Source organism: Deltaproteobacteria bacterium, assembly GCA_016930875.1.
GTDB lineage: Bacteria > Desulfobacterota > Desulfobacteria > Desulfobacterales.
On sequence record JAFGFW010000067.1, the window covers coordinates 1 to 26,607 of the forward strand.

Here is a 26,607-nt window from a genome sequence, read left to right on the forward strand (position 1 = left end):
AAAGAATCTTATGGCGAAAATCGATGCATTTTTCAAATTGATGCATGAGCAAGGGGCCTCTGACCTCCACGTGGTTGCAGGTCAACCTCCAATGCTTCGAATCGTCGGTGATATGGAGCGAGTGAAGTATTCCGTTCTCGACAACGATGAACTCAGGGCCATGCTCTATGAAATCGCCCCCGAAGACAAGATTAAAGTCTTTGAAGAGACCGGGGATATGGATTTTGGCTACCAGATTTCCGGCCTTGCGCGCTACAGGGCGAATTTCTTTATGCAGAGAAACGGCGTCGGGGCAGTATTCCGCGAAATACCCGACGAGATCATGACTGCGGAACAGCTCGGGTTGCCCGCTGTGGTATCGAAGCTTGCATCCCTTCCCCGTGGTTTGGTGCTGGTCACGGGCCCGACCGGAAGCGGTAAGTCAACAACCCTGGCAGCCATTATTGACCAGGCGAATAGGGCTCGAAAGGGTCACATAATTACCATTGAAGACCCCATTGAATTCGTGCACGACAGTCAAGGGTGTATCGTAAACCAGCGGGAAGTGGCCATACACACCAAGTCTTTTTCGGCGGCCCTTCGAGGGGCCCTTCGTGAAGATCCGGACATTATCCTCGTGGGTGAGATGAGAGATCTTGAGACGATCTCTCTTGCTGTTGAGGCCGCCTCCACCGGCCATCTTGTCTTCGCTACCTTGCACACGACCAGCGCCGTGAGCACTGTAGCCCGAATAGTTGAGGTCTTTCCTGCCAACCAGCAGGATCAAATCCGGTCGACTCTGGCAGATGGGTTGCGGGCCGTGCTGGCCCAGGTCCTATTCAAGCGCATTGATAAGAAGGGACGGTGCGTGGCCCTGGAAATCCTGCTCGCCACCCCTGCGGTGCGCAACCTTGTGCGAGAACGTAAGACACATCAAATTCCCTCTATGATACAAACCGGGAAAAAATACGGCATGCAACTCTTGGATGATGCCATTATGGACCTTTATAAGAGGGGATGGATCAGCGCTGATGAGGCCTATGCCAAAGCCAATGACAAGAAGCAATTCCGCCCCCTGCTAAAGGCTCCCCCATCGGATTTTACCGAAGCCTAATGAGCTAGTGGAATCTCAAAGCTGTATAGAATCGCGGAGCGATTCAGTAACATGAGGAAACACGAAATAGATCACATTATCACCAGAATGCTTGATTCTCACAGTAATGTGTCGGATCTGAACATAACCGTGGGAAAACCATTTCAGGTGGAAAGTGAAGGCTTGCTTTGTCCTGTGGATTTGGAGGCCCCTTTCAAGGAGCTGACCCCTTTCCAGGCAGAAGTATTTGCCCTGAACATTTTGAACCGGGATCGGCGTTTAACTGAAACCCTTCTGAAACAGGGCTCCTGTGACCTGTCATACCAACTTCCCGGCAAGGCACGCTTCAGGGTCGATATCTTTTCTCAGAAAAGCAATTATTCCACCGTGTTGAGAAAACTAGAGGCCAAGATTCCGACGTGCAAGGAACTCGGCCTTCCCAAGGCTTTTTTCAAGATGGCCGAAGAAAAGAACGGTCTTATACTGGCGACAGGGGCCACTGGGATGGGCAAGACGACTTCGCTTGCAGCCTTGCTAAATGAAATCAACGAAAAGAAGTCGGTTCACATAGTGACATTGGAGGATCCCATCGAATATGAACACCCCCACAAAAAGGCCACCTTCAACCAACGGGAGATGGGCACCAACTTTGACACTTTTGCCAATGGACTCCGCGCCGCTCTCCGCCAGGCCCCCAAGGTGATCATGGTGGGTGAGATGCGTGACCGGGAAAGCGTGGAGATTGGGTTGAACGCAGCCGAGACCGGCCATCTGGTCCTGACGACCCTTCACACAGTGGATGCAGGTCAGACTATAAACCGTATGCTCGGTATGTTCAAAACAGAAGAGGAGAATCAAATCCGTATCCGATTGGCTGATAGCCTGCGCTGGATCATTTCGCAGAGGCTGCTTCCCAAGATGGGCGGTGGCCGCGTGGCTGCCTTTGAGGTCATGGGGACAAACCTCAGGGTAAAGGAGGCCATCCTGCACGGCGAGTCAGAAGGGAAGACCTTCTATGAGATGATAGAGGTTGGCGAGCCCTTTGGGATGATCACCTTTGACAAATCCATTATCGGACTTTACGAAAAGGGGCTTATAACTGAGGAGACAGCCATGGGTTACGCATCCCGTAAACCAGTAGTGGGGCGGGGAATCGACGCTGTTAAGAGTACGCGAGGGGAGAAAACCACGGATATCGAGGACCTGGAAGTCGATATGGATTACCGTCCCGGACGTGGAGCAAGGGTCTGATCTTTAGATATGGAAATCATTTGTCAGAGTTGCAAGGCGAAATTCAGGATTTCAGATGAAAAGCTGCCTCCAGGACGCATGGTTTCCATTAAGTGCCCAAAATGTGAGAGCCAGATGGAGATTGATACCCGGTCCGATGCGGTGAGGACTAGGCAAACGAGCAGCCTGGAAGCCATGATGAATGAGGTGGATTCCGGGGACTATGATGCCATTGAAAGGCCCTTTGATTATATTGAAGAGGGGATGGAGACTGCCCTGGTTTGCGAGCACGACCTGGAAGCAAAACAGAAGTTGCGCACAGTCCTGGAGCGCTTGAACTACCACGTGGTAGAAGCAGCATCAGCTCGGAATGCATTGAAATACATGCGGTTTCATACATATGATCTGGTCGTTCTAAATATAACTTTTGATGCTGCCGGCACGAAATCGAACCATGTGCTTCAATATTTGGCACATATTCCAATAAGCGTGCGTCGGAACATGTTCGTTGTCCTTCTTGGCAAAGGTTTCAGAACCATGGACAATATGTCGGCCTTCAACAAAAGTGTAAACCTCATAGTAAGCTCGCAAGACATAGATGACGTAGAGAACATCCTCAAAGGGGCCCTCCGAGAGCATGAAGCATTCTACGAGGTCTTCAAGGAATCCCTCAAGAAATCGGGTCGTGTGTGACGATCAACCTCCCTGCCTCAAATCTCGCCTTTTCTGCCTTGTAACAAACGACAAAAGTTAGAATATTAGAAAAATGGTTGGACAACAAGGAAGCAAAACAGTTAGTCTGCTGGCTGCAGACCCCGTATTTTTTTGGTCGGTTTCAATTGCAATGCTTTGTGACTTTTCTGGAGGTAAGAGATGAAGATCAGCAGGGTATCCGAGATGAGGGCGCTGGATAGGACTGCCATTGAAAAATTCGGCATCATTGATGAGCTTTTGATGGAAAACGCCGGCGGGGCGGTTTACTTCACTCTGTTGAAGGAATTAGGCATAAGAGACAAGAAGTTTGTTGTTTTCTGCGGTGTCGGCAACAACGGTGGGGACGGCTTTGTTGTTGCGAGAAAAATCCACTCAAACGGAGGATCGGTTAAGGTTTTCATCCTGGGCGACAAGAACAGGTTTAAAGGCGCGGCAAAAGTCAACCTCGACATCGCATGTCGGCTGCCGGTTGAAGTGCGGCAGATTGAATCCACGGAATCGATCAAGACGGATGTTTTCCATTGCGACGCTATTGTGGACGCAATTTTTGGCACAGGTCTCACACGGGATGTTGGGGGGCTCTATCGTGATGTGATCAAACTGGTAAATGAAAGCGGGAAAACAACCTTCAGCGTAGACATCCCATCTGGTGTCCATGGCGATACCGGCAAGATAATGGGCATAGCCGTAAGGGCCGATTACACCGTAGCCTTTGGTCTTGCCAAGCTGGGCAATATGCTTTTTCCAGGATGTGACCTGTGCGGAAGATTGTACGTCACACACATATCTTTTCCCCCGTCCATGTATGACACGGATTCCATGAAAGTGGAGATCAACCATACGGTCCATATCCCCCCCAGGGATAAAGATGGGCACAAGGGAGATTTTGGCGAAGTCCTATTCATAGCCGGCGCTTCAAGCTACTTCGGGGCCCCGTTTTTTGCGGCGCTATCTTTCTTGAAAGCAGGGGGCGGCTATTCCCGGCTAGCTGCGCCAGAATCCATGTCGCCTTTTATTGCAAATAAGGGAAGCGAGATAGTCTTTGTTCCTCAGAAAGAAACAGGATCAGGGAGCATCTCACTTGAAAATAAGGGCTCATTACTGGAACTGTCAGACAAAATGGATATGGTTGTTTTGGGTCCTGGCTTATCTCTGGAGGAGGAAACCCAACAACTGGTCAGGCAATTGGCCAGAGAAATCAATAAACCTTTGCTTGTGGACGGTGACGGCATTACGGCGCTATGTGAGGATTTGCAAATCATAAAGAAAAGGGAGGCAGAGACAATTCTTACGCCTCATCTGGGGGAGATGTCCAGAATCACGAAAATGAAGGTCCAGGAAATAGATGCCAACAGAATCGATGTCCTGCAACGGACTGCCAGGGAATTGAATTCCATGATTGTCTTAAAAGGCGCCCATTCGCTCATAGGATATCCTGATGAAAGGGTTTTTATCAACTTGAGCGGGAACTCCGGGATGGCAACAGCAGGGTCGGGCGATGTCCTGACGGGGGCAATTGCCGCAATGTTCGGTCTGGGGCTATCTGTGGAAGATGCCGTCAGAAAGGGGGTTTTCGTTCATGGATTTTCAGGGGATTTGGCAGCTCGGGACAAAGGTGAAGATGGGATAACAGCCCAAGACATTCTCGATTATCTGCCGCTTGCGGTTAAGATGGATCGAGAAGGCCTTGATGACACTTTTAGAGACCGCTATTCAGGAGCGCGGATCATATGAAATCGCACAAAACCTTTGAAGCTGTGCGGTTGGCATAGATATCGGGACTGCTTTAATATGAAAGTGTTGAATCTATCCATGACCGCAGAGATTGAAACCTCTTGACAATATTCGTGGAAAGTGTATTTTTCGGTTTGTTATGAGTATATGTTTATAATAAGAAAGCACGGGACCAGAAGATGCCGATGTCCATTCTCGAGCCACAGGAAGGAGGACAATGATGGAAAAAGGTGAAAAATTGGTTATTATCGGCCGTGGTGGGACGGGAGGGCCTGCTGCTATGCTTAGCAGGAAGCTAATGCCAGGCGTAGATGTGACCATTGTTAGCGAGGAAGAGCGATTTATTGTGAGATGAGCTCTCCCGCATGTGGTGGCCGGTCTGGCCACGGCAGATTCTATGACAAACCCCGACCAGATGTTTGCCAATGCGGGGATCAACCTGATCAAAGCCCGGGCAACCCAGGTGGATACGAATAAAAAGATGGTGACACTATCGGATGGTCGTGAGATCCCCTATGACAAAATGCTCCTGGCAGTAGGGGCAAGCCAGGTGGTGCCTGTGATTGAAGGACGTGATCTCCACGGAGTATTTACCCTCAGGGCGGTACCGGACGCAGAAAAGATAAGGGGTTTCCTGGAAGATAGAAAGGTCAAGAAACTGGTATTCATAGGAGCGGGTTTTATCAGTCTTGAGATGGCTACGCTTCTTTCAGCCTCCAGGCCGGACTATTATGACATAACGCTGATTGGACGTCGGGCCCACGCCTTGCCGTTCATGTTGGACACCGAGCTGGCGGTTAGGCTAGAAGAATATCTTGTTGAAAAAGGCCTTGAAATGAAAATGGCCCACGAGGTGATGAAGATCCTGGGCCAAGACGGCAGCGTTTCAGGGGTGGAGCTTGCCACCGGCGAAAGGGTTGACGCGGACATGGTCGTAGTCTCCGTAGGCGCCAGGGCAAATCTGGAATTGGCAAAGGATATCGGACTGGAAATAGGCAGATTTGGCATCAAGGTAAACAGGTTCTTGGAGACCTCAAATCCTGATATCCTTGCAGCAGGAGATTGTGTGGACAAGGAACACTTTGTCACAAAGAAAGCGGCTCCGGGCCAACTCCGTGGGCCTGCTGTCATACAGGGACGCCTTGCGGCCAAGAGACTGGCCGGATATGGGATCGAATTTCCGGGCGTGTTAAACGCCTCGGCGGTGAAGCTATTCGACAAGACCGTTGCAGCAACGGGCCTGACTGAAGCACAGGCACAGGATGTTGAGGGGCTTGAGACCGTCAGTGCCACCGTCGATTCGAGGAGCAAGCACGGTATGATCCAAGGGACCAAGCCCTGGACCGTCAAGCTTGTTTTTCAGAAGGACACCCAAAGGTTGATCGGCGGACAAATCCTAAGCGACAGCCAAGCTCCCGCAAAGGAAATCGATACGCTAAGTGCCCTGATTTTCGGTGGAAAGACGATTACTGATTTGACGACATTCATGTGTGCAGGCCACCCAGATTGTTCCTCTGAGCCGAGCCTTGAACCGATTGCGATTGCTGCTGAGCAGTGCCTACAGAAATTATAAGTTCTGAATGAAGCTCCCCGCAGCAAGCTGCGGGGTATCAAAGCGGAATTTCGCCGTAGCCAAAAACCCGCCTTGGCTCTGACGAGCTTTGGCGCGGTTCGCCTTGCCTTCGCGCAGCGCAGGCGCTTGCGCCGCGTGTCATTTCTGCAGCAAGTCGCCGACGCGTCATTTCAGCCGTCGCAGCCGCTCTGGCGAAGTCGGCAGCTTGGGCGACGGTGCGCTGCAGGGTATTCCGGCGAAGGCGAATAAACTGGAAGAAAAAGCCTTCGTGCCTCTTTGCTCTAGGTGTTTTCCAATCACGCTGACGTTGAGAAAGCCGACCTGCTGCCTGAACTGTTGAGCCGACAGGATGTCGGGATGGCTTCTAAGGGTGTCGAGGGCCAGTCGAACCATTTCGAGGTTCGATATTCGGATTTGCGGCTGACGCCTCGAGAACAGTACGTGTCTCGAAGACGATAGTTGTTGAGGCGGATCAAACGGGGGCCTTCACCGGGAAAGCCCGTTCCTGCGGCAGAAGATGCCCGCCCTTCAGTGAAAACCCTAACAACTCCTCCACATTCTTTACTATTCATTCAGATCAGCTTTGTTTGTTGCACCTCGATCCGAATTGTTGTATATTTCATAACAATTTCCTGATCTTGTTCTTTCAACTGGCTTTTGATCTGAAGAAACGGCCTGAGCCGAAGTAGACCACATGTCTAAAAATGAGATTATGTCAAAGCAAGGACTGCACAAGCCTCGTGGCTGGCCTTTATCGATACCTCGCGTGCTGGCTGCGGCATTGGGCTTGATTTTGCTGACGGCCGTCTTGTTGAAAGCAATTGATATGGAGCTGTTTATCAGGCAGATCACGGCGTACGGCATTATGTCCAGTCGCCACGTTGTGGTTTTTAGCGCGTGGGTTTTGATTGCCCTGGAATTCGCGCTCGGGGTGGGATTGTTGGTCTATTATCGCCCGAAATTAGTGCTCTTGTTGACGGCAATCCTATTGCTGATTTTTGTGGGGGCAACTGCTTTTGCCTGGTTTACTGATGCCACACAAGATTGTGGGTGTTTCGGCGCTTGGCTGAAGCACACACCGGGAGAGGCGGCGCTCGGGAACCTCGTCCTCCTAGCCGCAGCAGTGCTGGCCTGGGTCAGTCATGGGCATGCTCAGGTGGCTCAGACCGGTGGCAAGGCCTGGGCTGTCACCACCGTTTGTCTGGTGGGATTGGCCCTACCGGTGATTTTTGGCTTTTCCACTTCAGGGATCTTCGGATCCGACTCGAAGACCGGGCCGGTCAAACTGTGGGACGTGCATATTCAGGGTTTGGACTACATCGATTTGAACTACGGGACATACCTCATTATCCTCATGGGCACTGACTGTCTACACTGTCAGGAGGCCGTGCCGCAGCTAAACATATTGGCCGAGGAAACTGATCTCGAGAACGTCATCGCCGTTTGCCCAAACGATGAATCGGAGCGCCTGGTATTCGTTGAAGAATTTCAACCAATGTTTCCGGTTGGCCAGATCAGTGAAAATGTTTTTTGGCGCTTGGTCGGCAGCGGCGACATCCCCCGTTACATGTTGGTGCGCGACCAGCACGTGCTGCACACATGGGATCAAGACGTCCCGGACAAAGACACGATTCAATCGGTGCTGTCTCAGCAAGAATTCTAAGGGCTCGCGTAAAAATAACTTCACATTTTGGCATCTCAGCCCGCCAGACTGATCCACCAGACTCATGGCGGACTTTCAGCGGCGGATCTGCGACTTCAGCCCATTTTTGACCGATGCCTTCCGCCGGAGGCGGACAAATTCCTCGAAATAGCTCGCTATTCCTGCTGGTTTGCTCAGTCGGATCGGCCAAAGCTGAACCAAATCTGAGCGCCAACTCTGCGAATTTATTCTTGCGCGAGCCCTAAGCCGACCCACCGGTTCAGAAATTCATGTCCTTTGGGCGCGGATGTTCACAAACAGCTCACGATGCGATTTTTGGAAAGACATGCTTTTCCAAATACTTCACACAGGTCTCCATTTGTTGGCTGCACTGCTGGGCCCGCGAGCTCCTGTGCTCAGGGTCTCTGAGTTTTGTCTCTTGAGATGTGGACAGAGACCCTGCCACAGCCTCCGGGATATCATCAGGCAGGTCGAGCCCATTCATTATGGCCCATGCCAGAGTCCAGGCCCGGGCCACGTTAGACAGGTTGTAGCCCCCTCCCCCTAAGGCGACCCAGGCAGGGGCCTGCTCGGCCAGGTAGGCGATGACCTTGCCGAATCCGTGGTTTGTGAGTTCTAGGGCCGCCAGAGGGTCGTCCCTGAATGTGTCTACGCCGAGCTGAGAGACCACCACATCCGGTTTGAATTCTTCCATCAGCCTGGGGACCACCGAGTTGAAGCCTTCCAGGAATACTTGATCGTCCGTGCCGGGAAGCATAGGAACATTTACGGAGTAACCCATGCCTTTGCCTTGACCTATTTCGTTGAGTCGACCTGTGCCCGGAAAAAGGGTTCGCCCGTCCTGATGAAAAGAGATCGTGAGCACCCTGGGATCTTCATAGAATGCCCACTGCACGCCGTCGCCGTGGTGGGCGTCTATATCGAGATACATTACCCGTTTTTCCTGATCTACAAAGTGATAGATGGCCAGGACCGGGTCATTGACATAGCAGAAACCCGAAGCCCGGCTGGCGCCGGCATGATGGAGTCCCCCGGCTATGTTAAAGGCAATGCGCACCGTTGCCTCTGACACGAGTTGAGCACACTGAAGGGAACCGCCCGCATGAAGCCGGGACCATTCCCAGAGACCGGGAAAAATGGGATTGTCTCCTGGGCCCATGCCGTGCGCAAAATCGCTGCTGATTTCACCACGATCCGCTTGTTTCAAAACCTCTACATACTCGCGTGTGTGAAAACGGAGTATCTGGGACTCAGAGGCAGCCCTGGTTTCAACCAGCTCCCCATCGGGAAGCTGAAAAAGATCATAGGCCCTGCAAAGGTCATACGTTAGCTGAAGGCGTTCAATCTTAAGGGGATGACTGGTCCCGTAGTTATAGTCAAAATATCTTTCGGTGTAGAGAAATGCTGTTTTCATAGGGCCATATTGCAACCTTTCACGGGTTTAGAGGTTCAAGGGTTCAGGATTTACAAAAAATCTAAACCGTTGATTCGTGGTTTCATCCCGCCGTAGGCGGGTCAACGAAAGAAAGGTAACCTTGAACCTGTGAACGCCTGCGCCATATTCAAAGAGTCGCGATCACTGTGCCTGTCTTGGAAGTATCATATCCCCCCATTTGGTCCACAAGTCCTTTGAAGGCCTCTGATCGTATGACCTCTAGCATCAGCCGGATCTTTTCATCTTCAAAAAACGCCTCCGGGATAACCAGGTCATACTCTTCTGTCACCACAGGGATGAAGTCGAGGTTTAAGGCCCTGGCAGCTGCATATATGCCCAACCCTGCGTCTGCCACGCCGCTCAGGACGGCCACGGCCACAGACATGTGGGTGAATTCCTCCTGTTTGTACCCTGTGATCGTCCCGGGGTTGATGTTAAGAGATTCGAGCCGATAGTCCAGCAGAATACGGGTCCCTGATCCTGCCTGTCTATTGACAAAGGTGATATCGTCTCTGGTCAGGTCCTCCATTCCCGTTATTCCCTTTGGGTTGCCTCGCGGCACTATCAGGCCCTGGTCGCGATACACCAGGTTGATCAGCTTGACTCGCAGGTCAGGGAGGTAACGCTTGATATAAGAGACATTATAAGTGCCTGTTTCCGTATCAAGAAGGTGGCAGCCTGCCGTATGGCAATATCCTTTCCGTAGTGTTATCAACCCTCCGAGGCTTCCAACGTTACTTGAGGACAGGCCGAAACGGCAGTCACGCACCTTCATCTGGTTCGCCAGAACATCTAGAGTATTGTCATGACTTCCCACTACCACGACCGTGTTCTCGATCTCTGTCAAGTCTTTTAAAAGTTCAGCCTCTGCCATCTCGCCGGCCTGTATTCCTTCCACGTGGCCCGGGATTTCAATAATCCCGTCGGCCTCCGTCAAAGTCGTCACAGAACCAGCGCCCCTCGGAAGAGCAGAAGCCACGATGGTGTTTGCGACCCTGCCGAGCTTTACTCGCACAAATTCGTCAAGACCGAGTTTTGATGCCATCTTTCGAGCCGTGCGGACTTTTACCTTAAGGCGTTCCGGCTGTCGGGTGCCAAGCATTCGATAGATCAGTGGCCGGAGGAATTTCTCGAAGGCCATAATAGCCGAGACAGTGTACCCTGGGTTTCCTATGACCGGCTTATTGTTAATGATGCCCAGCACAGTCGGCTTCCCGGGCATCATAGTGATGCCATGAACAAGCACTTCTCCAAGTTCGCGAATAACGCCTGCCGTGTAATCCTCAGAACCCGCCGAAGATCCCGCGCTTATAATGACGACCTGGGCATCGCTCTTAACGGCCCTGCGCACAGAGTCAAGGATTTCATCAAAGACGTCAGGCACTATGGGGTGAATAAGGCGCTTGCCGCCGCACTCGTCAATCAGGGCCCCCAGGACGGCGGAATTGCTCTCAATAACCCGGCCTGGAGCAAGGTTCTCGGTGCCAAGATCCTGAGGGGCTATCAATTCCGATCCGGTAGGAATAATGAGTACTTGCGGTTTCTGTTTGACCGCCAACTTGAAAATCCCTCCGTTTAGAAGAGCCCCGATCTCGTATGGCGTAATCAGGTGATTCTGGGGGAGCATGAGCTCTGTGGCAACGATGTCTTCTCCGACTTTTCGCACGTATTGCCAGGGATAGGCGCTTGATTCAATCTGAACCGTCATCTCATCCACGGTCAATACGTGTTCTATCATAATGACCGCGTCTGTGCCTTCCGGCATGGCATGGCCCGTATTGACAAAAAAAGCGTCTTCTCCGATACGAAGCTCTTTGGGTCGATCAACAGTAGTTCCAAATGTCGTCTCTGCGCGGACCGCTATGCCATCCATGGCTGCCGCATGAAAACTGGGTGCGGAAAATTTTGCAAAGACCGGATCTGCTGTAATACGGCCACTTGACTCTTGAACAGGAATCGTCTCTCTTTGCAGTTGTTCGTCAAAAGAGATACGATTAAAAAAGAGTCGTCTGGCCTCCTCAATCGATTTCATTTGGAGGTAGATATTTCTTTTACTTCCCATGGGTGCGTCCGTCTCCGAAAATCTTATTAAATTCGTTGTCACTGATCTTGATAATGCTCTCGTTCAATTGTTTGTAGTTTTCGAGGAGCTTTCTACCAGTGGGAGTCAGGACGGAGCCCCGCCCCTTGCCACCGCCCGGCTTTGTGGCCAGGATTCTTGACCCTATGCGCTCTTCAGTCGATTTGATCCGTCCCCACAGGGCACGATAAGACATCTTCAACTCTTTGGCTGCCATATTCATGGAACCCAGGCGATCAACAGTCTCAAGCATGCGTACCCTGCCACTTCCGAAGATGACATTGTCATGATCATCATCGATCCAGATTTTTGTTCGAACCTTCATGGTACCTCCCAGACTTTAGTTGGCTATTAGTTTGTGTCCATCCAGAAATGGTCTTTTTGCCCAATCTCTGCGTTATGCTCAAAAAATAATCCTCGGAATATCACACATATGCCTGCGGTTATTTTTTTTCGCATGCCTTGATTTTGAACAAAAATCCTCATTTCTGGATGGACGCTAGTACATTCAGGCATTGACAGGAGAACAGCGATCTTACTATTTTCGGATCAGTGAACATTTACCAGAACCTTTCACAACTTGCCAGGAGATTTTTCTAGAACATGCATACGAAAAAGCGATTAATGGAAGATCTCAAGGTCGTCATTTTTGATTGTGATGGAGTGATGTTTGACTCAAAGGAAGCTAATGAGGCGTACTATAATCATATACTCGCCCACTTCGGAAAGGCCATGATGGACACAGAGCAGGCCAGGTATGTTCATATGAACACGGCGAGTCGATCCATAGCCTACCTTTTCAGCGATGATCCCAGGTTGGAACAGGCCATGGCCTACAGACAAGAGCTCACTTATCTGCCGTTTATTTCCAGGATGCAGATGGAGCCCTACCTGAAATCCTTTCTGGAGTGCCTGCGACCCACGTATAAGACAGCTATCGCCACGAATCGGTCAGACACCATGAATCAGGTTTTGGTGCAGCATGGGCTGGAGGAATATTTTGATCTGGTCGTATCAAGTCTTGACGTCAAGCGCCCCAAGCCTGATCCTGAGTCTCTCCTCAAGGTTTTGAGCCATTTCGGTCTGTCCACGCACGAGGCCATTTATATCGGGGATTCGGAAATTGACGAATTGGCCGCAAAGGCGGCGGGAATCCCTCTTGTGGCTTACAAGAACAGGGATCTTTTAGCTGCCTATTATGCTGAACACTTCAAAGATATTGAGGTCTTGCTGGGAAGAAGAGATTGAGAACTCACCCGTTCTTAATATAGAGCACTGCCAGGATGACGGTTTCCTTGTCCCCGTGACACCGGACTAGGTGGGGAATGGTGGAATCGTAGTATATGCTGTCACCAGGGTTAAGCACGTCCGTGTAATCTTCCAGGATGACCTCCATGGCCCCTTGCAGGACATAGATGAACTCCTGTCCTTCATGTTCAGAGAGCTCTTTTTTTGCCTTGGACGGCACAAGGGTCACCATAAAGGGTTCCATGTGGCGATCTTTCTTGTCCGGCGCCAGGGATTCATAGGTGTAGCCATATTGATCCCCCTGGGCGGAAGTATAGCGGGAAATGATTTGTCGTTCATCCTTTCGGACCACGGTGAAGGGCTTCACTTCGCCAGTTGAGATAAACCGGCCCAGCTTCATGTCAAGGGCCTTGCCAATCTTAATCAATACACCCAACGGAGGGGAAAGCTCGTCTGCCTCAATTCGTTCCAGATATTTCGTGCTTAAGCCTGTCCGCTGCCCCACATCTTCAGTGGTCATGCCTTTTTCATTGCGAACCATGCGCACCCGCTGGCCAACTGAAGCAGGTTGATCTTCCTCTTTAGTGCCTTTTTCTAAAGGCTTTACTTCTTCGGTTGTCTCAGAAGAAAAATCACCTATGTCTTCCAAGAAATCCCTGTAGGCGTCTGCCGGCTTTTTTCCATTTGTCATAAGAGTGCTCCAGGAATGAAAGATTTTACTTCTAAGTCACAGCCTTGAGAAAGCTCTCTAATCCCTTCATGCCGTCTACGTTGTACACCTCATGCGGGTAAGTATCCGGAACGATTTTGCGAAGGAGCCCGCTTAATACCTTTTTCGGCCCAACCTCAACGAAAATTTCGATGTTCTCATCTTGCATTTTGCACATTGACTCGTACCATCGAACAGGGCTGCAAAGCTGGCTAGACATGATTTCCTTGATCCCATCAGGATCTGATTCGTAATCTGCCGTTACATTGAACAGTACCGGCGTGTTGGGAACGTCAAATGGCATCTTTCCTATGAAGGCATTGAAATCTTCCTCAGCTCCGCGTATCAACTCGCTGTGCCATGCCCCGCTTACTTTCAGAGGAATCCCTTTTCCTCCGTGGGCCGCAGCCAGCTCGGACGCGTATTCCACGGCATCGGGCGCTCCGGTGATGACGATCTGCTGTGCCGTGTTGTGATTGGCAACGGCCACGATTCCCTTTTCCTGCGCCTCGTCAACAATTTGACGCACCGTATCGATATCAAGTTTTACTATGGCATGCATGGCCCCCTTGTGTTTGGTCGCCTCGCGATGCATTAGGTGGCCCCTCTTAAAGACCAGCTTGCACGTGTCTTCACCGCTAGTTACTCCAGCGGCCCTAAGAGCGCTGTACTCTCCAAGGCTGTGGCCTGCGGTCAGATCAGGCTCGATCCCTTCCTTTTCGAGCGCAGCCAGGCAAGCCATGTTCACTGCTGTAACTGCCGGCTGAAGGTTCACGGTCATGGTGAGGTCTTCCATGGGACCCTTAAAACAGAGCCTTGATATGTGGCTCTTTGTCACTTCGTCCACCATGTCGAAGATCTCACGGACGAAATCATATTCCTGATACATGTCAAGGCCCATCCCAACCACCTGGGAGCCCTGTCCGGGAAAAAGAAAAGCTAGTTTTTTCTTCAAGGCATAAATCCTATTAGCCACTGGTCACTGGTTGTAGGTCCTACTTGTTTCGTCATATCGCTTCACGCCTCCGGTTCCGGCTCCTTTTCATCCGACTCATCGAGGTTGAAGAGCCTGCGTGTGATGTCCACACGAAGGGATTTCATGTCCTTGTGCCCGTCTTGTTTTAAGAAGACAGTGGGGTCGTGCAAGATCTTATTGACAAGGGCTGTGGTCAACCGGTCAATGGCAGCCCTGTCCTTCTCGGATACTGAATGGAGACAGCTAAGTGTTTTTTTCAGTTCTTTTTGGCGGATCTCCTCCATCTTATCTCTGAGGCCGACAATGGTGGGCACCACATCGAGGGCTCGGAACCATCTCCGAAACTGAACGACAGCGGCATCTACAATCCGCTCCCCTCTGAGCGCCTCCTGCTGACGCTCCTCTATGTTTTCCTGAATGGCGCTTTTCAGATCATCAATATCGTAAACATATACATTATTGATCCGGTTGATCTCGGGGTCTATATCCCGTGGCACGGCAATGTCAATAAAAAAAAGGGGCCGGTTTCTGCGGGCGCGCATGAGCCCCTTAAAATCATTCCGGACCAGGACATATTGGCGAGCCCCGGTTGAACTGATAACGATGTCCACCTCTTTGAGATAGTTGCGAATCTCTTCGAATCGGATGGCCGTTCCCCTGAATCTCTCGGCAAGTTCAAGCCCTCGCTCAAACGTCCGGTTGGCCACAAAGATGGGCCTGGCCCGATTATTGACCAGGTGCTCGACGGCCAGTTCCGCCATTTCGCCTGCGCCAAGGAGCAAGACGGCTTTTCCTTCAAGTTCGCCAAAGATCTTACGACCCAACTCTACAGCCGCATAGCTAATGGATACGGCGTGGTCTCCAATACCTGTTTCCGTGCGCACCCGCTTTGCCACCGAAAATGACTTGTGCATGAGGCGATTCAGAATCACACCGCAGGTCCCGTAATTACACGCATCCGCGTAGGAGTCCTTGATCTGCCCAAGGATCTGCGGTTCGCCAACGACCATGGAATCGAGGCTTGAAGCCACACGAAAGATGTGGCGCACGGCTTCATCCCCGTTGTATACATAAAGCGCTTGTTCAAAGGTATGACGCGGTGTGTCCTTGAATTCGGCTATGAAGTCCTTTAGGGCCTCAACGGCCTCGGGCGCATCTTGGGTGGCCAGGAGAAACTCCACGCGGTTGCAGGTGGAAAAGAGGGCGATCTCGTCCACACAGTGGTGTTGGTGCATGGTCTCCAGAATTTGTGCGGTGTCTTCACTGGAAAAGGCCAAGCGTTCCCGCACCTCCACGGGGGCTGTTTTATGATTAAGGCCTATTGCGACAATATGCCTTCTTAGTGCCATTTAGCTAGTCTCCAGAAATTCCCCAAAACAGCCCTGGCTTATTGAGAAGTTTCATACTGGCGTTATAACCCCTCTGTGAGAAATTTATCTCCAGAAGAAGAGAAAAAACGTAAAAATGAGTATAACAAATCCCACAATTGTCATAATGGCGGCTCGCCTTCCTCGCCACCCAACAGCCAGACGCTCATGGAGCAAGGCCGCATATACGAGCCAGGTTATGCCTGCAAAGATCTCTTTGGGGTCCCAACTCCAGAAGCGACCCCGGACCATCTGGGCATAGATAACGCCTGTAATGATCCCAAAAGTGAGCATGGGAAATCCCACAATAAGACTTGCATAGCCGACGGAATCAAGGAGTTTGAGGGATGGCAGCCTGCGAAAGAAAAATCCGCGCCTTTTGTCTTTGATTGTGTTTTCCTGAATGAGGTAGAGGATCCCGACCAGGCAGGCGATGGCAAAGGCTGCATTTCCCACAACCAGGGTCCCAATATGAAACGTCCGCCACAAGCTTGCAAAGAGTGGGGCAAGTTCAACAGGCGGCTTGGGCAGCAGGGCAGCGATCACCACGGACAGCGTGGCCAGTGGCGCCACAAGAGCTCCCAGAACCATTAGATGAAACTTGATTTGAAGTATGAGAAAGACACCGGCAACGGCCCATCCGAATGCTGATAGTGCATCATGGAGGTTCTGAACCGGGACATGTCCGGCCTCGAAGTACTGCAGGGCAATGGCCCCTGTGTGACACAAGAATCCGATGAAAAGGACGATATTTGCAAGTCGGTACACATATTTTTTTTGAAAAAGGATATAGCCCTGATAACCGATGGAGCTTGCAATATAGCATGCCATTGTCGAAGCAGAGAAAAGGCTCATGGCTCGTCCTCTCGAAAAATAGCCGGATCGGATTCGGTTTTCATCAACTCTTTTCTGGTGTATCCTTTGCCTAGCACGTCCTTGAGTAGTGTATCCACATCCTGAGCACGATCCTCGCGGATCATTTCCAAAAGTCCCTCATCAAATAACCGTTCAAACAGCAGTTTATGGGTCTCCGGGCTCTTTGCCTCGGCCAGAAGCCTTTGACGGATGGTCCCAATCAGGTTCAACAATGTTGCATATTCAGGCCCGAATTCCTTTTGAAGGGTTTGCCGTATTCTCTTGGCCAGGGCCGGGCTTTTGTTTGAGGTAGAAATGGCAATAACCAAAGCTCCTTGGCAAACAATAGCCGGAAGGACAAAGGTACAGGCCTCCGGACGGTCAGCAATGTTACACAGGATCCTTCTGTCTGCGGCATCCTGGCTGATCCTCAGGTTTGTTTCCTCGTTGTCCGTGGCGCCTATGACAAGAAACATACCGTGCAGGCCAGACGGCTCATAGTGACTAAGCTTCAGGTCAAGCAGGCCCTTTGAGGCGAGCGATTTAAGATGTTGTGTGGCTTCGGGGCTTATGAGCGTAACCTTGGCCCCGCACTCGAGGAGGGTTTTTACCTTCCGCTCGCCTACATCACCCCCGCCCACAACAAGACATCTTTTGTTTCTGACGTCCAGGTTCACTGGGTAATAGCGCATCAGAGTCTCCCGTCCAAGATGCCCCCAATAGATACCGCGCCTGTGCACAACAGTTCCAGAGCCCTTTTCCAGGTGAAACGCTTTGTTGTGCCAACGCGCATGAATATTCCTATTAACTGCGTTAATGGAAGTGGTCGTGAAACCGGCTTGACCCGGCCGGCCTTTATGGCCCGGATAATGTCATCAGGGTCCTTTTTTGCCTCAACCAGCGAATAAGTCAAGCCAAATTGGTCTGGTATGTGGGCATCTGAGTTTCCCACAACAGGCAGTCCGTACTTGCGGGCAAACCGGAGCGCCGGCTTGTTATAATTGATCCGGTGATTGTAGAAATGACTGTATTCAATTGCGTCAAACAAGTGGGGGGTGGCTTCGAGTTGTCCGTTCAGGCAGGTCGGACTCGGAAAGAAGGGGTGGGGAGCAATGACCAAATTGTTTGCGGCCTTATGTTTTAGGACGTCCTCAAAGCTATTGAAGCGGCCATTTTTGAATGGCATATTGAGCAGCAGCACGTGCTTGTCCCTGATGGTGGCTTCAACCCCGGGGATCAACACAATACCACGCTCGGCTGCATAAGACTTAAGCCTTGGACTATAAGTCTGCTCTTGGTGATTCGTAATGGCAAGGGCGTCAAAACTTTTTGCCGAGGCGCGATCAATCAGCTCAAAGGCCGAGTATGAGATACGGTCTTCAGGATCCTCTTTTGTGTGGATATGTAAGTCAGTCTTTAATAACTTCATCACCTAGCCCAGACAAGCCGGAACCAAAAAAAGGAAATGTCACCTTGGTCATTGACACCTATAAAGAGGTTTCATTTCGTGCTTTGCGGCTGCGACTTGAAGGCATCACGTCCTTTCGTGATTGTCTTTTGATTTTCTGTCAGAAAAAATACGACTTTCGTTGATAACGAACTAAATGTATATGCTAAAAGGTCTTAATGATTGGCATGATATATAAATAATGCCGTTTAGGCAAAACAAAAATCGAGCTGATCTTCATGTTACAAAAGCAAGAAACAGGCCAGGTAGTCCCAGCCACCTGCGTTTTGGGCTCTGCTCAGATATGTTCGGGGTGTCTTTGAGCCCTTGCTCTTTCACAAATTGAAAAGAGCTGTTGATGTTTTTATGCCCTTGGCATAACATGTTTCATGCTCTCTAACGCCCACACATAAAAGGAGAAAGGAAACAACAGAGCTGATGAACCGAGAGAAATGGAATCCGGGTCAACTACTTCAATTATCCGGACAGTACTGGGCGACTTGCACACTTCATGCTGCAGTCAAGCTCGATGTGTTTAGTGCAATCGGAAACGAACAGCTCACAAGCGGCAATATTGCGCAGAAGCTAAATGGAGATAAAAAAGGAGTAAAAAGGCTTCTTGATGCCCTGGCGGCCATGAATCTTCTGGAAAAGGCAGGTGACAAATACTCTAACACTCCGGAAAGCAGATCTTTCCTCTCAAAAGACTCTCCCGGGTACCTTGGCCATATGATCATGCACCATCATCATCTTGTGGATTCATGGTCCAGGCTGGATCAGGCCGTTAAGGCCGGCACGCCTGTCAGGGCAAGAGCGTCTTACAGCAGCGACGAATGGCGAGAGAGCTTCCTTATGGGGATGTTCAACCTGGCCATGATGCTGGCTCCTCGCCTGGTAACTGAAATAGATCTTTCCAATCGACGTCATCTGCTCGACCTGGGCGCTGGACCGGGCACCTATGCGATCCATTTTTGCCTGAACAATCCGCAGCTCAAAGCCACGGTCTACGACCTTCCTGATACCAGACCTTTTGCCGAAAAAATCATTGAAAAATTTGATTTTACTGGCCGGATAGATTTCATGCCTGGCAATTATTTGGAAGAAAGCATTGAAGGCACCTATGACGTAGCCTGGCTTTCTCATATTCTGCACGGAGAAGGCCCTGAGGAGTGTCAACGGATCATTGAAAAGGTTATTTCAGCCCTTGAGCCGGGCGGTATGATCATCGTCCACGATTTCGTTTTAGAGAACACCATGGACGGTCCTCTTTTTCCTGCGCTTTTTTCACTTAACATGCTCTTGGGCACGCCGGATGGTCAGGCCTATTCTGAAAAACAGATTACAGACATGTTGGCCAGAGCCGGCGTAAAGGAAATTTATCGCCTTCCTTTCCATGGCCCCAATGATTCAGGGATTATTACAGGCAAACTCTGACCAAACAACAACGGTGGTGTCAACACCTGACACATCTGTTGAATGTTGAGAACGCCTCCACCGGGTTTGTCGAGAAGCTTTTTTTGTACATGTCCAGACCAGATTGGGGACTGGTATCGCCGGGCGGCCTCACACCGAGGTTTTGTGGAACCGAGGAGAATAGCAGGACTGATCAAACGGAGTTTACAACTGGTTTTCGGTATGCGGGGAGTAAAGATATGACAGAACAATGTGGCAGGGAAACTGGTTCTTTGAGTGAGGATCTACATTTCTTGATATCCCGCTGAGGATTTTTTATGTATTTGATTTAATATTACCATATCCATGCCGTGGCTTTGATCAAAAAATGTCACAGATGGTTTGACGCCGTGGACATCTATCATCTTGGCATCAACGCTCACGCCCTGCCCAAAAATCCTCAAACTGCCATAAAGGACATAATCTGCCCCAAGACCGGCCCCGATTTGGCAGGCAACCTTTTCGTTTATGGAACCGGCTTCCTTTTTCATCGCGTTTTCGGTGGTCTCCCTTTGAATGACAATCACTTTGCCCTCCCACGAGAGTCGTGTAGTGAGCATATCCACAATCCCGTCTCGCAAAAAGCAGAGATCCCGATCGGCATTAACCTTGAAAGGGATGATAGCAACCCTGGAGGGTTCATCAGCCCACAGGCTTCCCGCACCCAAGCACACCAGAACAGCTACGGTTAACAATATTATGGTTATTCGTGATGTCATATCTTTCTTTCTGTTGGGTTGATGTCGAACTGTATTTGAATAACTCCTTGTTGTACTTTTCTAGTCAAGAGCAACGCCACAGCAATCTGTACTTGACCCCTTGAGCCTAAGCCTGATAGTTCTTGTCTGTAACGTCGGGATGTTCCCGCATAACGTGCGGCTTTGAGGTCAGGAGTCTAGAAGGGGCCATGAGGTATCTTTGCTCAGGGGTTATATTGTCGGGTGGTTTGAATACCCGAATGGGAGGTTAAAACAAGGCCTTTCTTTCGGTGGGAAACGAGAGGATCCTGGACCGCCTTTTCAGCACGTTTCAGGGCATTTTTCAAGAGGTATTGCTGGTGACCAATGATCCGCTTCAATATCTGTCATGGGACCTGTTGATCGTGAGCGATCTTTTCAAAGCCGCAGATCCGGACCCGCTTTCCTTTTTTAACATTAATACCCCGGACGATCTGGCAATAGCTGAGAAAATCTTGGCACAACGAATCATACGGTGATTAGTATGGAAGGCGCGCTAGTACCAATCATTGTTTTTTTGCTCGTTTACATGGCGGTTACATTTGAGCTTACAAACAAGGCAGTCGCAGCGCTCCTTGGTGTAGCAGTAATTGTAATGCTTCATATTGTCAGTGCGCATCGTGCGGTTTCATTTATCGACTTTGAGACAATCATGCTTCTTATGGGCATGATGATCATTGTCAGCGTGTTGCGCAGCACAGGGTTATTTACCCTCATTTCTGTGAGAATTGCAGAACTTACTGGAGGAAGTCCTTTAAAAATACTACTTTTCTTCTCAGTTGTGACTGCGACGATGTCAGCATTTCTTGATAATGTGACAACGGTTCTGATTACTATACCTATCATCATTGAGCTCACAAAAGGAATGGGGCTTGATCCCAAGCTGTATGTCATAAGCCAGGCGCTGATTTCAAATGTTGGCGGCACGGCAACGCTCATAGGAGATCCTCCTAATATTATTATTGGCTCTAAGGTTGGGCTTACATTCAACCAGTTCATTGTGAATCTGACATTCCCCGTAATCGTTATATTTATGGCCGCACTTCTTTTCATATGGGGCGTAAACAGAAAAAACTTCAAGCCGATTAATACGGATTTCATGAAATTGTTTTCATTCCATCTGCTCCTTGAAAAAATCCGTTTTGAATTCATGGATAGACAGATTGACAAGGTGCTTATGATCAAATGTCTTATCTGTCTTGGTCTGACAATATTGCTTTTCACAACCCAAACAATAACGAAACTCTCTCCAGGCGTTGTCGCATTGTCAGTTGCCATGTTCCTCTTGATAATATCACGTGCTGATGTTGAGCATGTCCTTGAGGATGTTGAGTGGGGGACATTATTATTCTTCGCAGGGCTCTTCATACTTGTGGGTGTTCTGGAGGAACACGGCGTCATTGAATGGATCGCTAAAGAAGTTTTCATGAAGGTGGGGCAAAATCCTTACATAATTGTTCTTATGGTGCTTTGGGTGTCCGGGATTGCGTCGGGTTTTATGGATAATATCCCCTTTACCGTCACTATGATTCCGATTATTGAGCATATGCTTCAATCGACCCCCATACCGAACAATATTCTCTGGTGGGCGCTGGCGCTGGGCGCCTGTCTCGGGGGAAATTTTACGTATATAGGCGCATCGGCCAATATCGTAGCTGTAGGCATTTCCAGAAAATTAAAACATGAGATAACTTTTCTTGAATTCATAAAAACCAGCGTTGCCGTGACTCTTATATCGCTTGTGTTAGCTTCGGTATATCTTATGATTTATCTTTGGACGTCATTATGAGTAACAACAATCTGGAAATATTATACAGACTTCTCAGGGAGCATCTGCATGTTATCGGTACGTCTCGAACCACTCTGATGGCTCTTGAGTCTTTTATTGCGTCATTGAAAGAGCTTAGGTGTTCAAAAGAGAATATCCGTGAGCAGATTTCCGGCCTTGCTGAAGCGATCAAAAGCGGTAAGCCGAGGATAGCCCCCTTGATTAATCTGATCGTCCTTTCTGAGAGGGAGTTTGAAAATCGGAAGATTTTTGACAGGAACACTGTTGATGCAATAAAAAACGCTGCAATAGCAGTCATCGGAGATCAAATGCTTCGGTTGAAGCAAAGTACAATTAAAATAGTTGATCTTGGTGTCCATTACGTTGAAAATGAAGATTTTATCATTATCCATTCATTTAGTTCGCCCATACTAAAAATTTTCTCGGAAGCAAAAAGGCTGGGCAAGGATTTTAGGATCCTCATTCTAAAACAGGATTTTATCAAGACAAAGCAGGTTATCAAATATATGGACAAAGAGGATGTGGCACATGTTGTGATACCCGAATATAATCTGTCACATTTCGTTGATAAGGCAACCAAGTTGTTCCTGGGCGCAATCAGTATAACCAGGGATAATAAAGCCCTGTGTTCCATGGGTACCACCAGCATCGCAAGTATCGCTCACCTTAACAGACTCCCGGTTTACTTATTCGTGGATTCCTTGAAGATCTCAACTGAGAAACATACCGATCAGAATATTTTTGAGAAGAGAGAAATATTATACCATGATGGTGTTCAATACACACAAATTGCACATTCTCACGAAATCGTGGATCTTGACCTGATAAATTACCTTATCACTGAAGAAGGGGAAATAGACAAAAAGGATATTTCAAAATACATGTGTGAATTCGAAACATGAGTTTTTACGGGAAGGCAAATTGCAGTCAATTGCCTCAAGTATCTCTGAGAAAACGAGAATGGGGAGGTTGGTAAAACAGTAATAAAATCTTATTGGGGAACCGAGAACACCGGAAGGACCGAGAATATCAATCGGAGCTCAGAACTGCTTTTTGCTATGGAGAAGACTACCACATATGGACATGAAAGAGGCGAAGCCATTAAACTCCGCCTTCCCATTCGAGAATAAAATGCAAGTTATTTCTTCAACTTCTTCCTAAGTCCTACGAGGCCGAGGAAGCCGGAACCAAGAAGCCACACTGCGCCGGGGATGGGTACTGCATACGCGCCTGCATCCCATTTGTCGTTCTCTCCGGGATACAGGGAAATTTTTATGGTTAAGCCTGCATCATTGATAACATTACTGTCCAAGGTATCATCACTGCCCTGGTCACTTGGGGAAAAAGAAAAGCCACTCGGCAAGTCAAACCGTAGGTAGTAATCGCCTGGTGATAGACTATCGAATTCAAAAAAGCCACTTGAGTCGGTGGTATAACTGGTGAGCAGAGCAGAGTTCGAAGCAAGCAGATTTACCTTGACATCAGCGAGTCCGGGTTCGCCATCCTCTTGGATACCGTTCTTATTTTGATCATTCCATACAAGGTCACCGATACTAGAGGAATGGATAGTGCAGCAAAAAGCAGGCGGACAAAGCATGAAGACGGCCAGGACCGCCAGAAATAAATACCATCTGTTTTTCACAATCTGATCCTCCTTCCCGATAATGCATTTTCTTTTCTAACTAGCACAGAATATGCCAATAGCCAAACTACATGATTTCAATTAGTTAGACTTTCCCTGCAAACAGCCCATGGCCGATATGAGAAAACAAGTTCCACTTTTTTGGGCAATATAAGTTACAGTATCGAAGCAGAAAGAAGACCAATGGGCATTCACCGAAGGTGTCGAGAACACAAGATGTTGCAAATAGGCCTAGACAGGCAAAAGTAACAGTTACTTCGCCACACGTTAGACATTTTATGGCCCGATTTCATTCTAACATGAGAAACCTGGTCCTCTGGGTCAGGTCAGAGATATTAGGCTCTGCCGGAAAGACGTTGCACCAGAATGTTGTAGTGATGGAGTACTGGAGTATTGGGAAAACAAATAAGCGGCTGCCCTTTTTGGGGAACAGAACTTGTTTAATGCCTCAATTCGTGATCAGGTGTTTTTTTCAAAACCCCATCACTCCAAGAGCCATTGGAATTCCAAGAAACTGAATCCCCTCTGTGGATAACCAAAGCCGGGTCCTCTGGGCCCGGATCTTTACTCAAGCACAAAGCTTTGGCACTTGCCGTAACGTCAAAATCAGAGCAAAACTGAGTGAGGACGTGCAAAACGTAAGGCAAGGAAGAATGAAGCTCCCCGCAGCAAGCTGCGGGGTATCAAAGCGGAATTTTGCCGTAGTTCGCCTTGCCTTTCATCTTTCATCCCTGCAGCAAGTCGCCGACGCGCCATTTCAGCCGTCGCAGCCGCTCTGGCGAAGTCGGCAGCTTGGGCGACGGTGCGCTGCAGGGTATTCCGGCGAAGGCGAACAAAAGCGGCGGGAAATCATGGGTGATAACCAGCCGAAACAAGGAGGGTAGGCGGGGACTGTGCTGAAATATTGGCAATTGAAGTCCAAGGCGTTTAAGATTCGGGACTAACCGGCGTCGCCTTTTTTATGATCATCCTCTTTGAAGGCGTCACGGAGCAATTTGGATTGACGGTTGTAGGCCTCACGGGGGTTTTCAGGGTCTTTCATCAGTGATATTTCCTGGGTAATGAGACGAGCGACATTTAGAATGTGAGCCTCCTTTTTCCTGGCTTCCCGCCTGTATAAAGGGTGGTCCCGATTGATATAGACGATAGTGCCCTCGGTCATGCATTCCGGCCCGTCTTCTCCCAGGTGATCCAGACAGCAGGTCACTCCGGCGTCGCCAAACTTGAGCCTTTTCACCACCGCGTTGGGCGTGGCGATCCTAAGAGAAGGCTTGCTCTCCTTCTTGGGTTTCTCGTCGCCGGCCTCTGATGCGGAATCCGTCTCATCCGGCTGCGATGTGTTTTCCTCCTCTATGTCTTCCACCTCGATCCCGTCGGGCTGTTTTTCCTTGACAGGCGTCTCGACACCTGTTTCCCCCGCGCCTCGCATTCCTTCTTCGGCTAAGGGAACAACGCCGAATGGGGAAAACTCCGGGTTTAGGATTAGAGCCTGGTGTACGCGCTCCAAAGCTTCCTTGAGTGCGCGGTTAACCTTTCGATTTTCGCTCTGGGAGGCCAGCAGCTTGAAAGCTCTGCGAACCTCTGCCATGGTTTTATCCATGGCCTTGAGGAATGATTTGTATTGCGGAGAATCTTCTATGAACCCGGATCGATCGCTCGTCAAAGGGAGAAAATCGGCGTTTATCTCGCCTCTAATGCGTGTTGCTGCTTTTCCCCAAGAAGCCATCTCGAATAGCTCTCTGCGAACAGTCACTCCCTTCACCTTAATCTCGATGCCCATGTCATCCTTGGAGGCACGATAAGCGGGAAGGATCACGATCTCCCCATGAATAATGCCGAATTCGTTGCCATGCATGACGGGAATGCGGTTGCCTGTCATTGTTCTGGGGGTCACCCTGTATCCGTTTACGTATACAGAGAAGTCCCTGGCGCGTATGGGCACGCCTTCGGCGATTCTTTGGGTCACGTCCTCCGGCCTAAAGGCTCTCCTAAGCTCCACAAGGCGAACGGTAGTCCCATCGCCTCTTTTGGAATCCCTGTCCAGGATAGTGAGGGGAATGCTCCATGAGTCACCCTTTTCAATCCAGCGCGCCTTGTCGAATACGACTCTGGCCCTGAAATCTTTTTTCTGCGTGGTGATCTCAAAGCGGGAGGCAGCGGCCAGACTTGCGAACTTGCCGATGCCGAACTGGCCGATTCTGTCTCGTTTGAATCTTGGAGACAGGGGATTTACAAGCTTTTCGCCGGATCCGACATTGAAGTACTGCTTGAGCCCCTCCATGTCCATCCCCTCGCCATTATCTGCGACGACAATCTCCTTCTCTGCAACAGTCACATCCACCCGTGTTGCGTCTGCATCGTAAGCATTGTTGACCAACTCCCTGATCAGTTCAATGCTTTGTTCGTAAAGTCGTTCCCCGATGTTGATAATATGGCTTTTGTCGACTGTGATCCTGAGATAGGATGCCTCTTCTGACATGATTCGCGCCTCCCTAAATCGGTTTTGTTATGAACACAATCTGTATTACAACAAGCGACCCTGTCAAGGAGAAAGGTATGAATGGCAGCAATTCAAGGAATGATGATATGATGGAAAGCCCCAGGTGCGTCTATCCTTGCTATTCTTGGCATACCTCTTCATTATCTTCTTCTTCGGCCAACCTAAAGCATAAAATCATAGACGTCCCCAAAGCTCGTCCCAAAGCTCGTCCCAAAGCATCTAGCGCGAGCCTGCCGCGTCAGAGTCGCGTCACAGCGGGCTGTCATTCGTGATGGTTTCAAAAGGAAACCGAAAAGGAATGGGAACTTTCAAAAACCCAGCCTCATTGCAGGTATACGTAACAAAATTTGATTTTCTATTGATAGCAAATGGTTAGATGACGTC

Annotated in this window: 24 protein-coding genes; 12 read left to right on the forward strand and 12 right to left on the reverse strand. The window is 49.6% G+C overall.

Annotated features, from left to right (window positions below; all coding sequences use genetic code 11):
- The first annotated feature begins 10 nt into the window (after window positions 1–10).
- From JW883_06710 to JW883_06740, 7 genes are all read left to right on the forward strand, one after another.
- Complete coding sequence (locus JW883_06710; protein ID MBN1841957.1) at window positions 11–1,093, forward strand: type IV pilus twitching motility protein PilT; 1,083 nt, start codon at window positions 11–13, stop codon at window positions 1,091–1,093.
- 51 nt (window positions 1,094–1,144) lie between these two features.
- Window positions 1,145–2,323, forward strand: a complete 1,179-nt coding sequence (locus JW883_06715; GenBank protein ID MBN1841958.1) for a PilT/PilU family type 4a pilus ATPase — start codon at window positions 1,145–1,147, stop codon at window positions 2,321–2,323.
- A gap of 9 nt (window positions 2,324–2,332) precedes the next feature.
- Window positions 2,333–2,995: a zinc-ribbon domain-containing protein gene (locus JW883_06720; protein MBN1841959.1), complete on the forward strand. Its 663-nt coding sequence runs from the start codon at window positions 2,333–2,335 to the stop codon at window positions 2,993–2,995.
- A 180-nt stretch (window positions 2,996–3,175) separates the two neighbouring features.
- The gene (locus JW883_06725) at window positions 3,176–4,750 is read left to right on the forward strand and encodes an NAD(P)H-hydrate dehydratase (GenBank protein ID MBN1841960.1); all 1,575 of its coding nucleotides are present in this window, start codon (window positions 3,176–3,178) and stop codon (window positions 4,748–4,750) included.
- A 217-nt stretch (window positions 4,751–4,967) separates the two neighbouring features.
- A complete protein-coding gene (locus JW883_06730) occupies window positions 4,968–5,105 on the forward strand; it encodes a hypothetical protein (protein MBN1841961.1) in 138 nt (45 codons plus the stop codon).
- A 12-nt stretch (window positions 5,106–5,117) separates the two neighbouring features.
- Window positions 5,118–6,323 (forward strand): FAD-dependent oxidoreductase, encoded by a 1,206-nt coding sequence (locus tag JW883_06735; protein MBN1841962.1) that lies wholly within the window; start codon window positions 5,118–5,120, stop codon window positions 6,321–6,323.
- 712 nt (window positions 6,324–7,035) lie between these two features.
- The gene (locus JW883_06740) at window positions 7,036–7,986 is read left to right on the forward strand and encodes a hypothetical protein (protein MBN1841963.1); all 951 of its coding nucleotides are present in this window, start codon (window positions 7,036–7,038) and stop codon (window positions 7,984–7,986) included.
- A 301-nt stretch (window positions 7,987–8,287) separates the two neighbouring features.
- On the opposite strand, the gene JW883_06745 is transcribed toward JW883_06740, so the two are convergent.
- From JW883_06745 to JW883_06755, 3 genes are all read right to left on the reverse strand, one after another.
- Complete coding sequence (locus JW883_06745) at window positions 8,288–9,400, reverse strand: acetoin utilization protein AcuC (GenBank protein ID MBN1841964.1); 1,113 nt, start codon at window positions 9,398–9,400, stop codon at window positions 8,288–8,290.
- Window positions 9,401–9,548: 148 nt separating this feature from the next.
- Entirely contained in the window at window positions 9,549–11,483 is a 1,935-nt protein-coding gene (locus tag JW883_06750) for a molybdopterin biosynthesis protein (protein MBN1841965.1), read from the reverse strand.
- On the reverse strand, window positions 11,473–11,826 hold the full coding sequence (locus JW883_06755; protein MBN1841966.1) for a LysR family transcriptional regulator: 354 nt from the start codon (window positions 11,824–11,826) through the stop codon (window positions 11,473–11,475). The genes JW883_06750 and JW883_06755 overlap by 11 nt, the downstream gene beginning before the upstream one ends.
- Before the next feature lie 299 nt (window positions 11,827–12,125).
- On the opposite strand from JW883_06755, the gene JW883_06760 reads away from it, so the two are divergent.
- A complete protein-coding gene (locus JW883_06760; GenBank protein ID MBN1841967.1) occupies window positions 12,126–12,749 on the forward strand; it encodes an HAD-IA family hydrolase in 624 nt (207 codons plus the stop codon).
- 4 nt (window positions 12,750–12,753) lie between these two features.
- Here the strand turns inward: JW883_06760 and JW883_06765 are convergent, their stop codons facing one another.
- From JW883_06765 to JW883_06790, 6 genes are all read right to left on the reverse strand, one after another.
- Window positions 12,754–13,440, reverse strand: coding sequence for a helix-turn-helix transcriptional regulator (locus JW883_06765; protein ID MBN1841968.1), 687 nt, complete (start codon window positions 13,438–13,440; stop codon window positions 12,754–12,756).
- Between the two features lie 31 nt (window positions 13,441–13,471).
- Window positions 13,472–14,359 carry an ACP S-malonyltransferase gene (locus JW883_06770; protein ID MBN1841969.1) on the reverse strand — a complete coding sequence of 296 codons (888 nt, stop codon included), beginning with the start codon at window positions 14,357–14,359 and terminating at the stop codon, window positions 13,472–13,474.
- 116 nt (window positions 14,360–14,475) lie between these two features.
- Window positions 14,476–15,783, reverse strand: a complete 1,308-nt coding sequence (locus JW883_06775; GenBank protein MBN1841970.1) for a glutamyl-tRNA reductase — start codon at window positions 15,781–15,783, stop codon at window positions 14,476–14,478.
- Between the two features lie 84 nt (window positions 15,784–15,867).
- The gene (ccsB, locus tag JW883_06780) at window positions 15,868–16,656 is read right to left on the reverse strand and encodes a c-type cytochrome biogenesis protein CcsB (GenBank protein ID MBN1841971.1); all 789 of its coding nucleotides are present in this window, start codon (window positions 16,654–16,656) and stop codon (window positions 15,868–15,870) included.
- The gene (locus JW883_06785; protein MBN1841972.1) at window positions 16,653–17,348 is read right to left on the reverse strand and encodes a bifunctional precorrin-2 dehydrogenase/sirohydrochlorin ferrochelatase; all 696 of its coding nucleotides are present in this window, start codon (window positions 17,346–17,348) and stop codon (window positions 16,653–16,655) included. Before JW883_06785 ends, ccsB begins: the two co-directional genes overlap by 4 nt.
- Window positions 17,348–18,085 (reverse strand): PHP domain-containing protein, encoded by a 738-nt coding sequence (locus tag JW883_06790; GenBank protein ID MBN1841973.1) that lies wholly within the window; start codon window positions 18,083–18,085, stop codon window positions 17,348–17,350. The genes JW883_06785 and JW883_06790 overlap by 1 nt, the downstream gene beginning before the upstream one ends.
- 456 nt (window positions 18,086–18,541) lie before the next feature.
- On the opposite strand from JW883_06790, the gene JW883_06795 reads away from it, so the two are divergent.
- Entirely contained in the window at window positions 18,542–19,537 is a 996-nt protein-coding gene (locus JW883_06795) for an SAM-dependent methyltransferase (GenBank protein ID MBN1841974.1), read from the forward strand.
- A 263-nt stretch (window positions 19,538–19,800) separates the two neighbouring features.
- On the opposite strand, the gene JW883_06800 is transcribed toward JW883_06795, so the two are convergent.
- Window positions 19,801–20,274 (reverse strand): hypothetical protein, encoded by a 474-nt coding sequence (locus tag JW883_06800; protein ID MBN1841975.1) that lies wholly within the window; start codon window positions 20,272–20,274, stop codon window positions 19,801–19,803.
- Window positions 20,275–20,543: 269 nt separating this feature from the next.
- Here JW883_06800 and JW883_06805 point away from each other — a divergent pair, with 269 nt between their 5' ends.
- Genes JW883_06805 through JW883_06815 form a run of 3 tightly spaced genes read left to right on the forward strand, consistent with a single transcriptional unit; the run spans window position 20,544 to window position 22,983 of the window.
- Complete coding sequence (locus JW883_06805; protein MBN1841976.1) at window positions 20,544–20,771, forward strand: hypothetical protein; 228 nt, start codon at window positions 20,544–20,546, stop codon at window positions 20,769–20,771.
- Between the two features lie 5 nt (window positions 20,772–20,776).
- Complete coding sequence (locus tag JW883_06810) at window positions 20,777–22,081, forward strand: ArsB/NhaD family transporter (GenBank protein MBN1841977.1); 1,305 nt, start codon at window positions 20,777–20,779, stop codon at window positions 22,079–22,081.
- Entirely contained in the window at window positions 22,078–22,983 is a 906-nt protein-coding gene (locus JW883_06815; protein ID MBN1841978.1) for a hypothetical protein, read from the forward strand. The genes JW883_06810 and JW883_06815 overlap by 4 nt, the downstream gene beginning before the upstream one ends.
- A gap of 236 nt (window positions 22,984–23,219) precedes the next feature.
- On the opposite strand, the gene JW883_06820 is transcribed toward JW883_06815, so the two are convergent.
- Window positions 23,220–23,723, reverse strand: coding sequence for a hypothetical protein (locus JW883_06820; protein MBN1841979.1), 504 nt, complete (start codon window positions 23,721–23,723; stop codon window positions 23,220–23,222).
- A 940-nt stretch (window positions 23,724–24,663) separates the two neighbouring features.
- On the reverse strand, window positions 24,664–26,202 hold the full coding sequence (locus JW883_06825) for an ATP-binding protein (GenBank protein MBN1841980.1): 1,539 nt from the start codon (window positions 26,200–26,202) through the stop codon (window positions 24,664–24,666).
- Window positions 26,203–26,607: the final 405 nt, after the last annotated feature.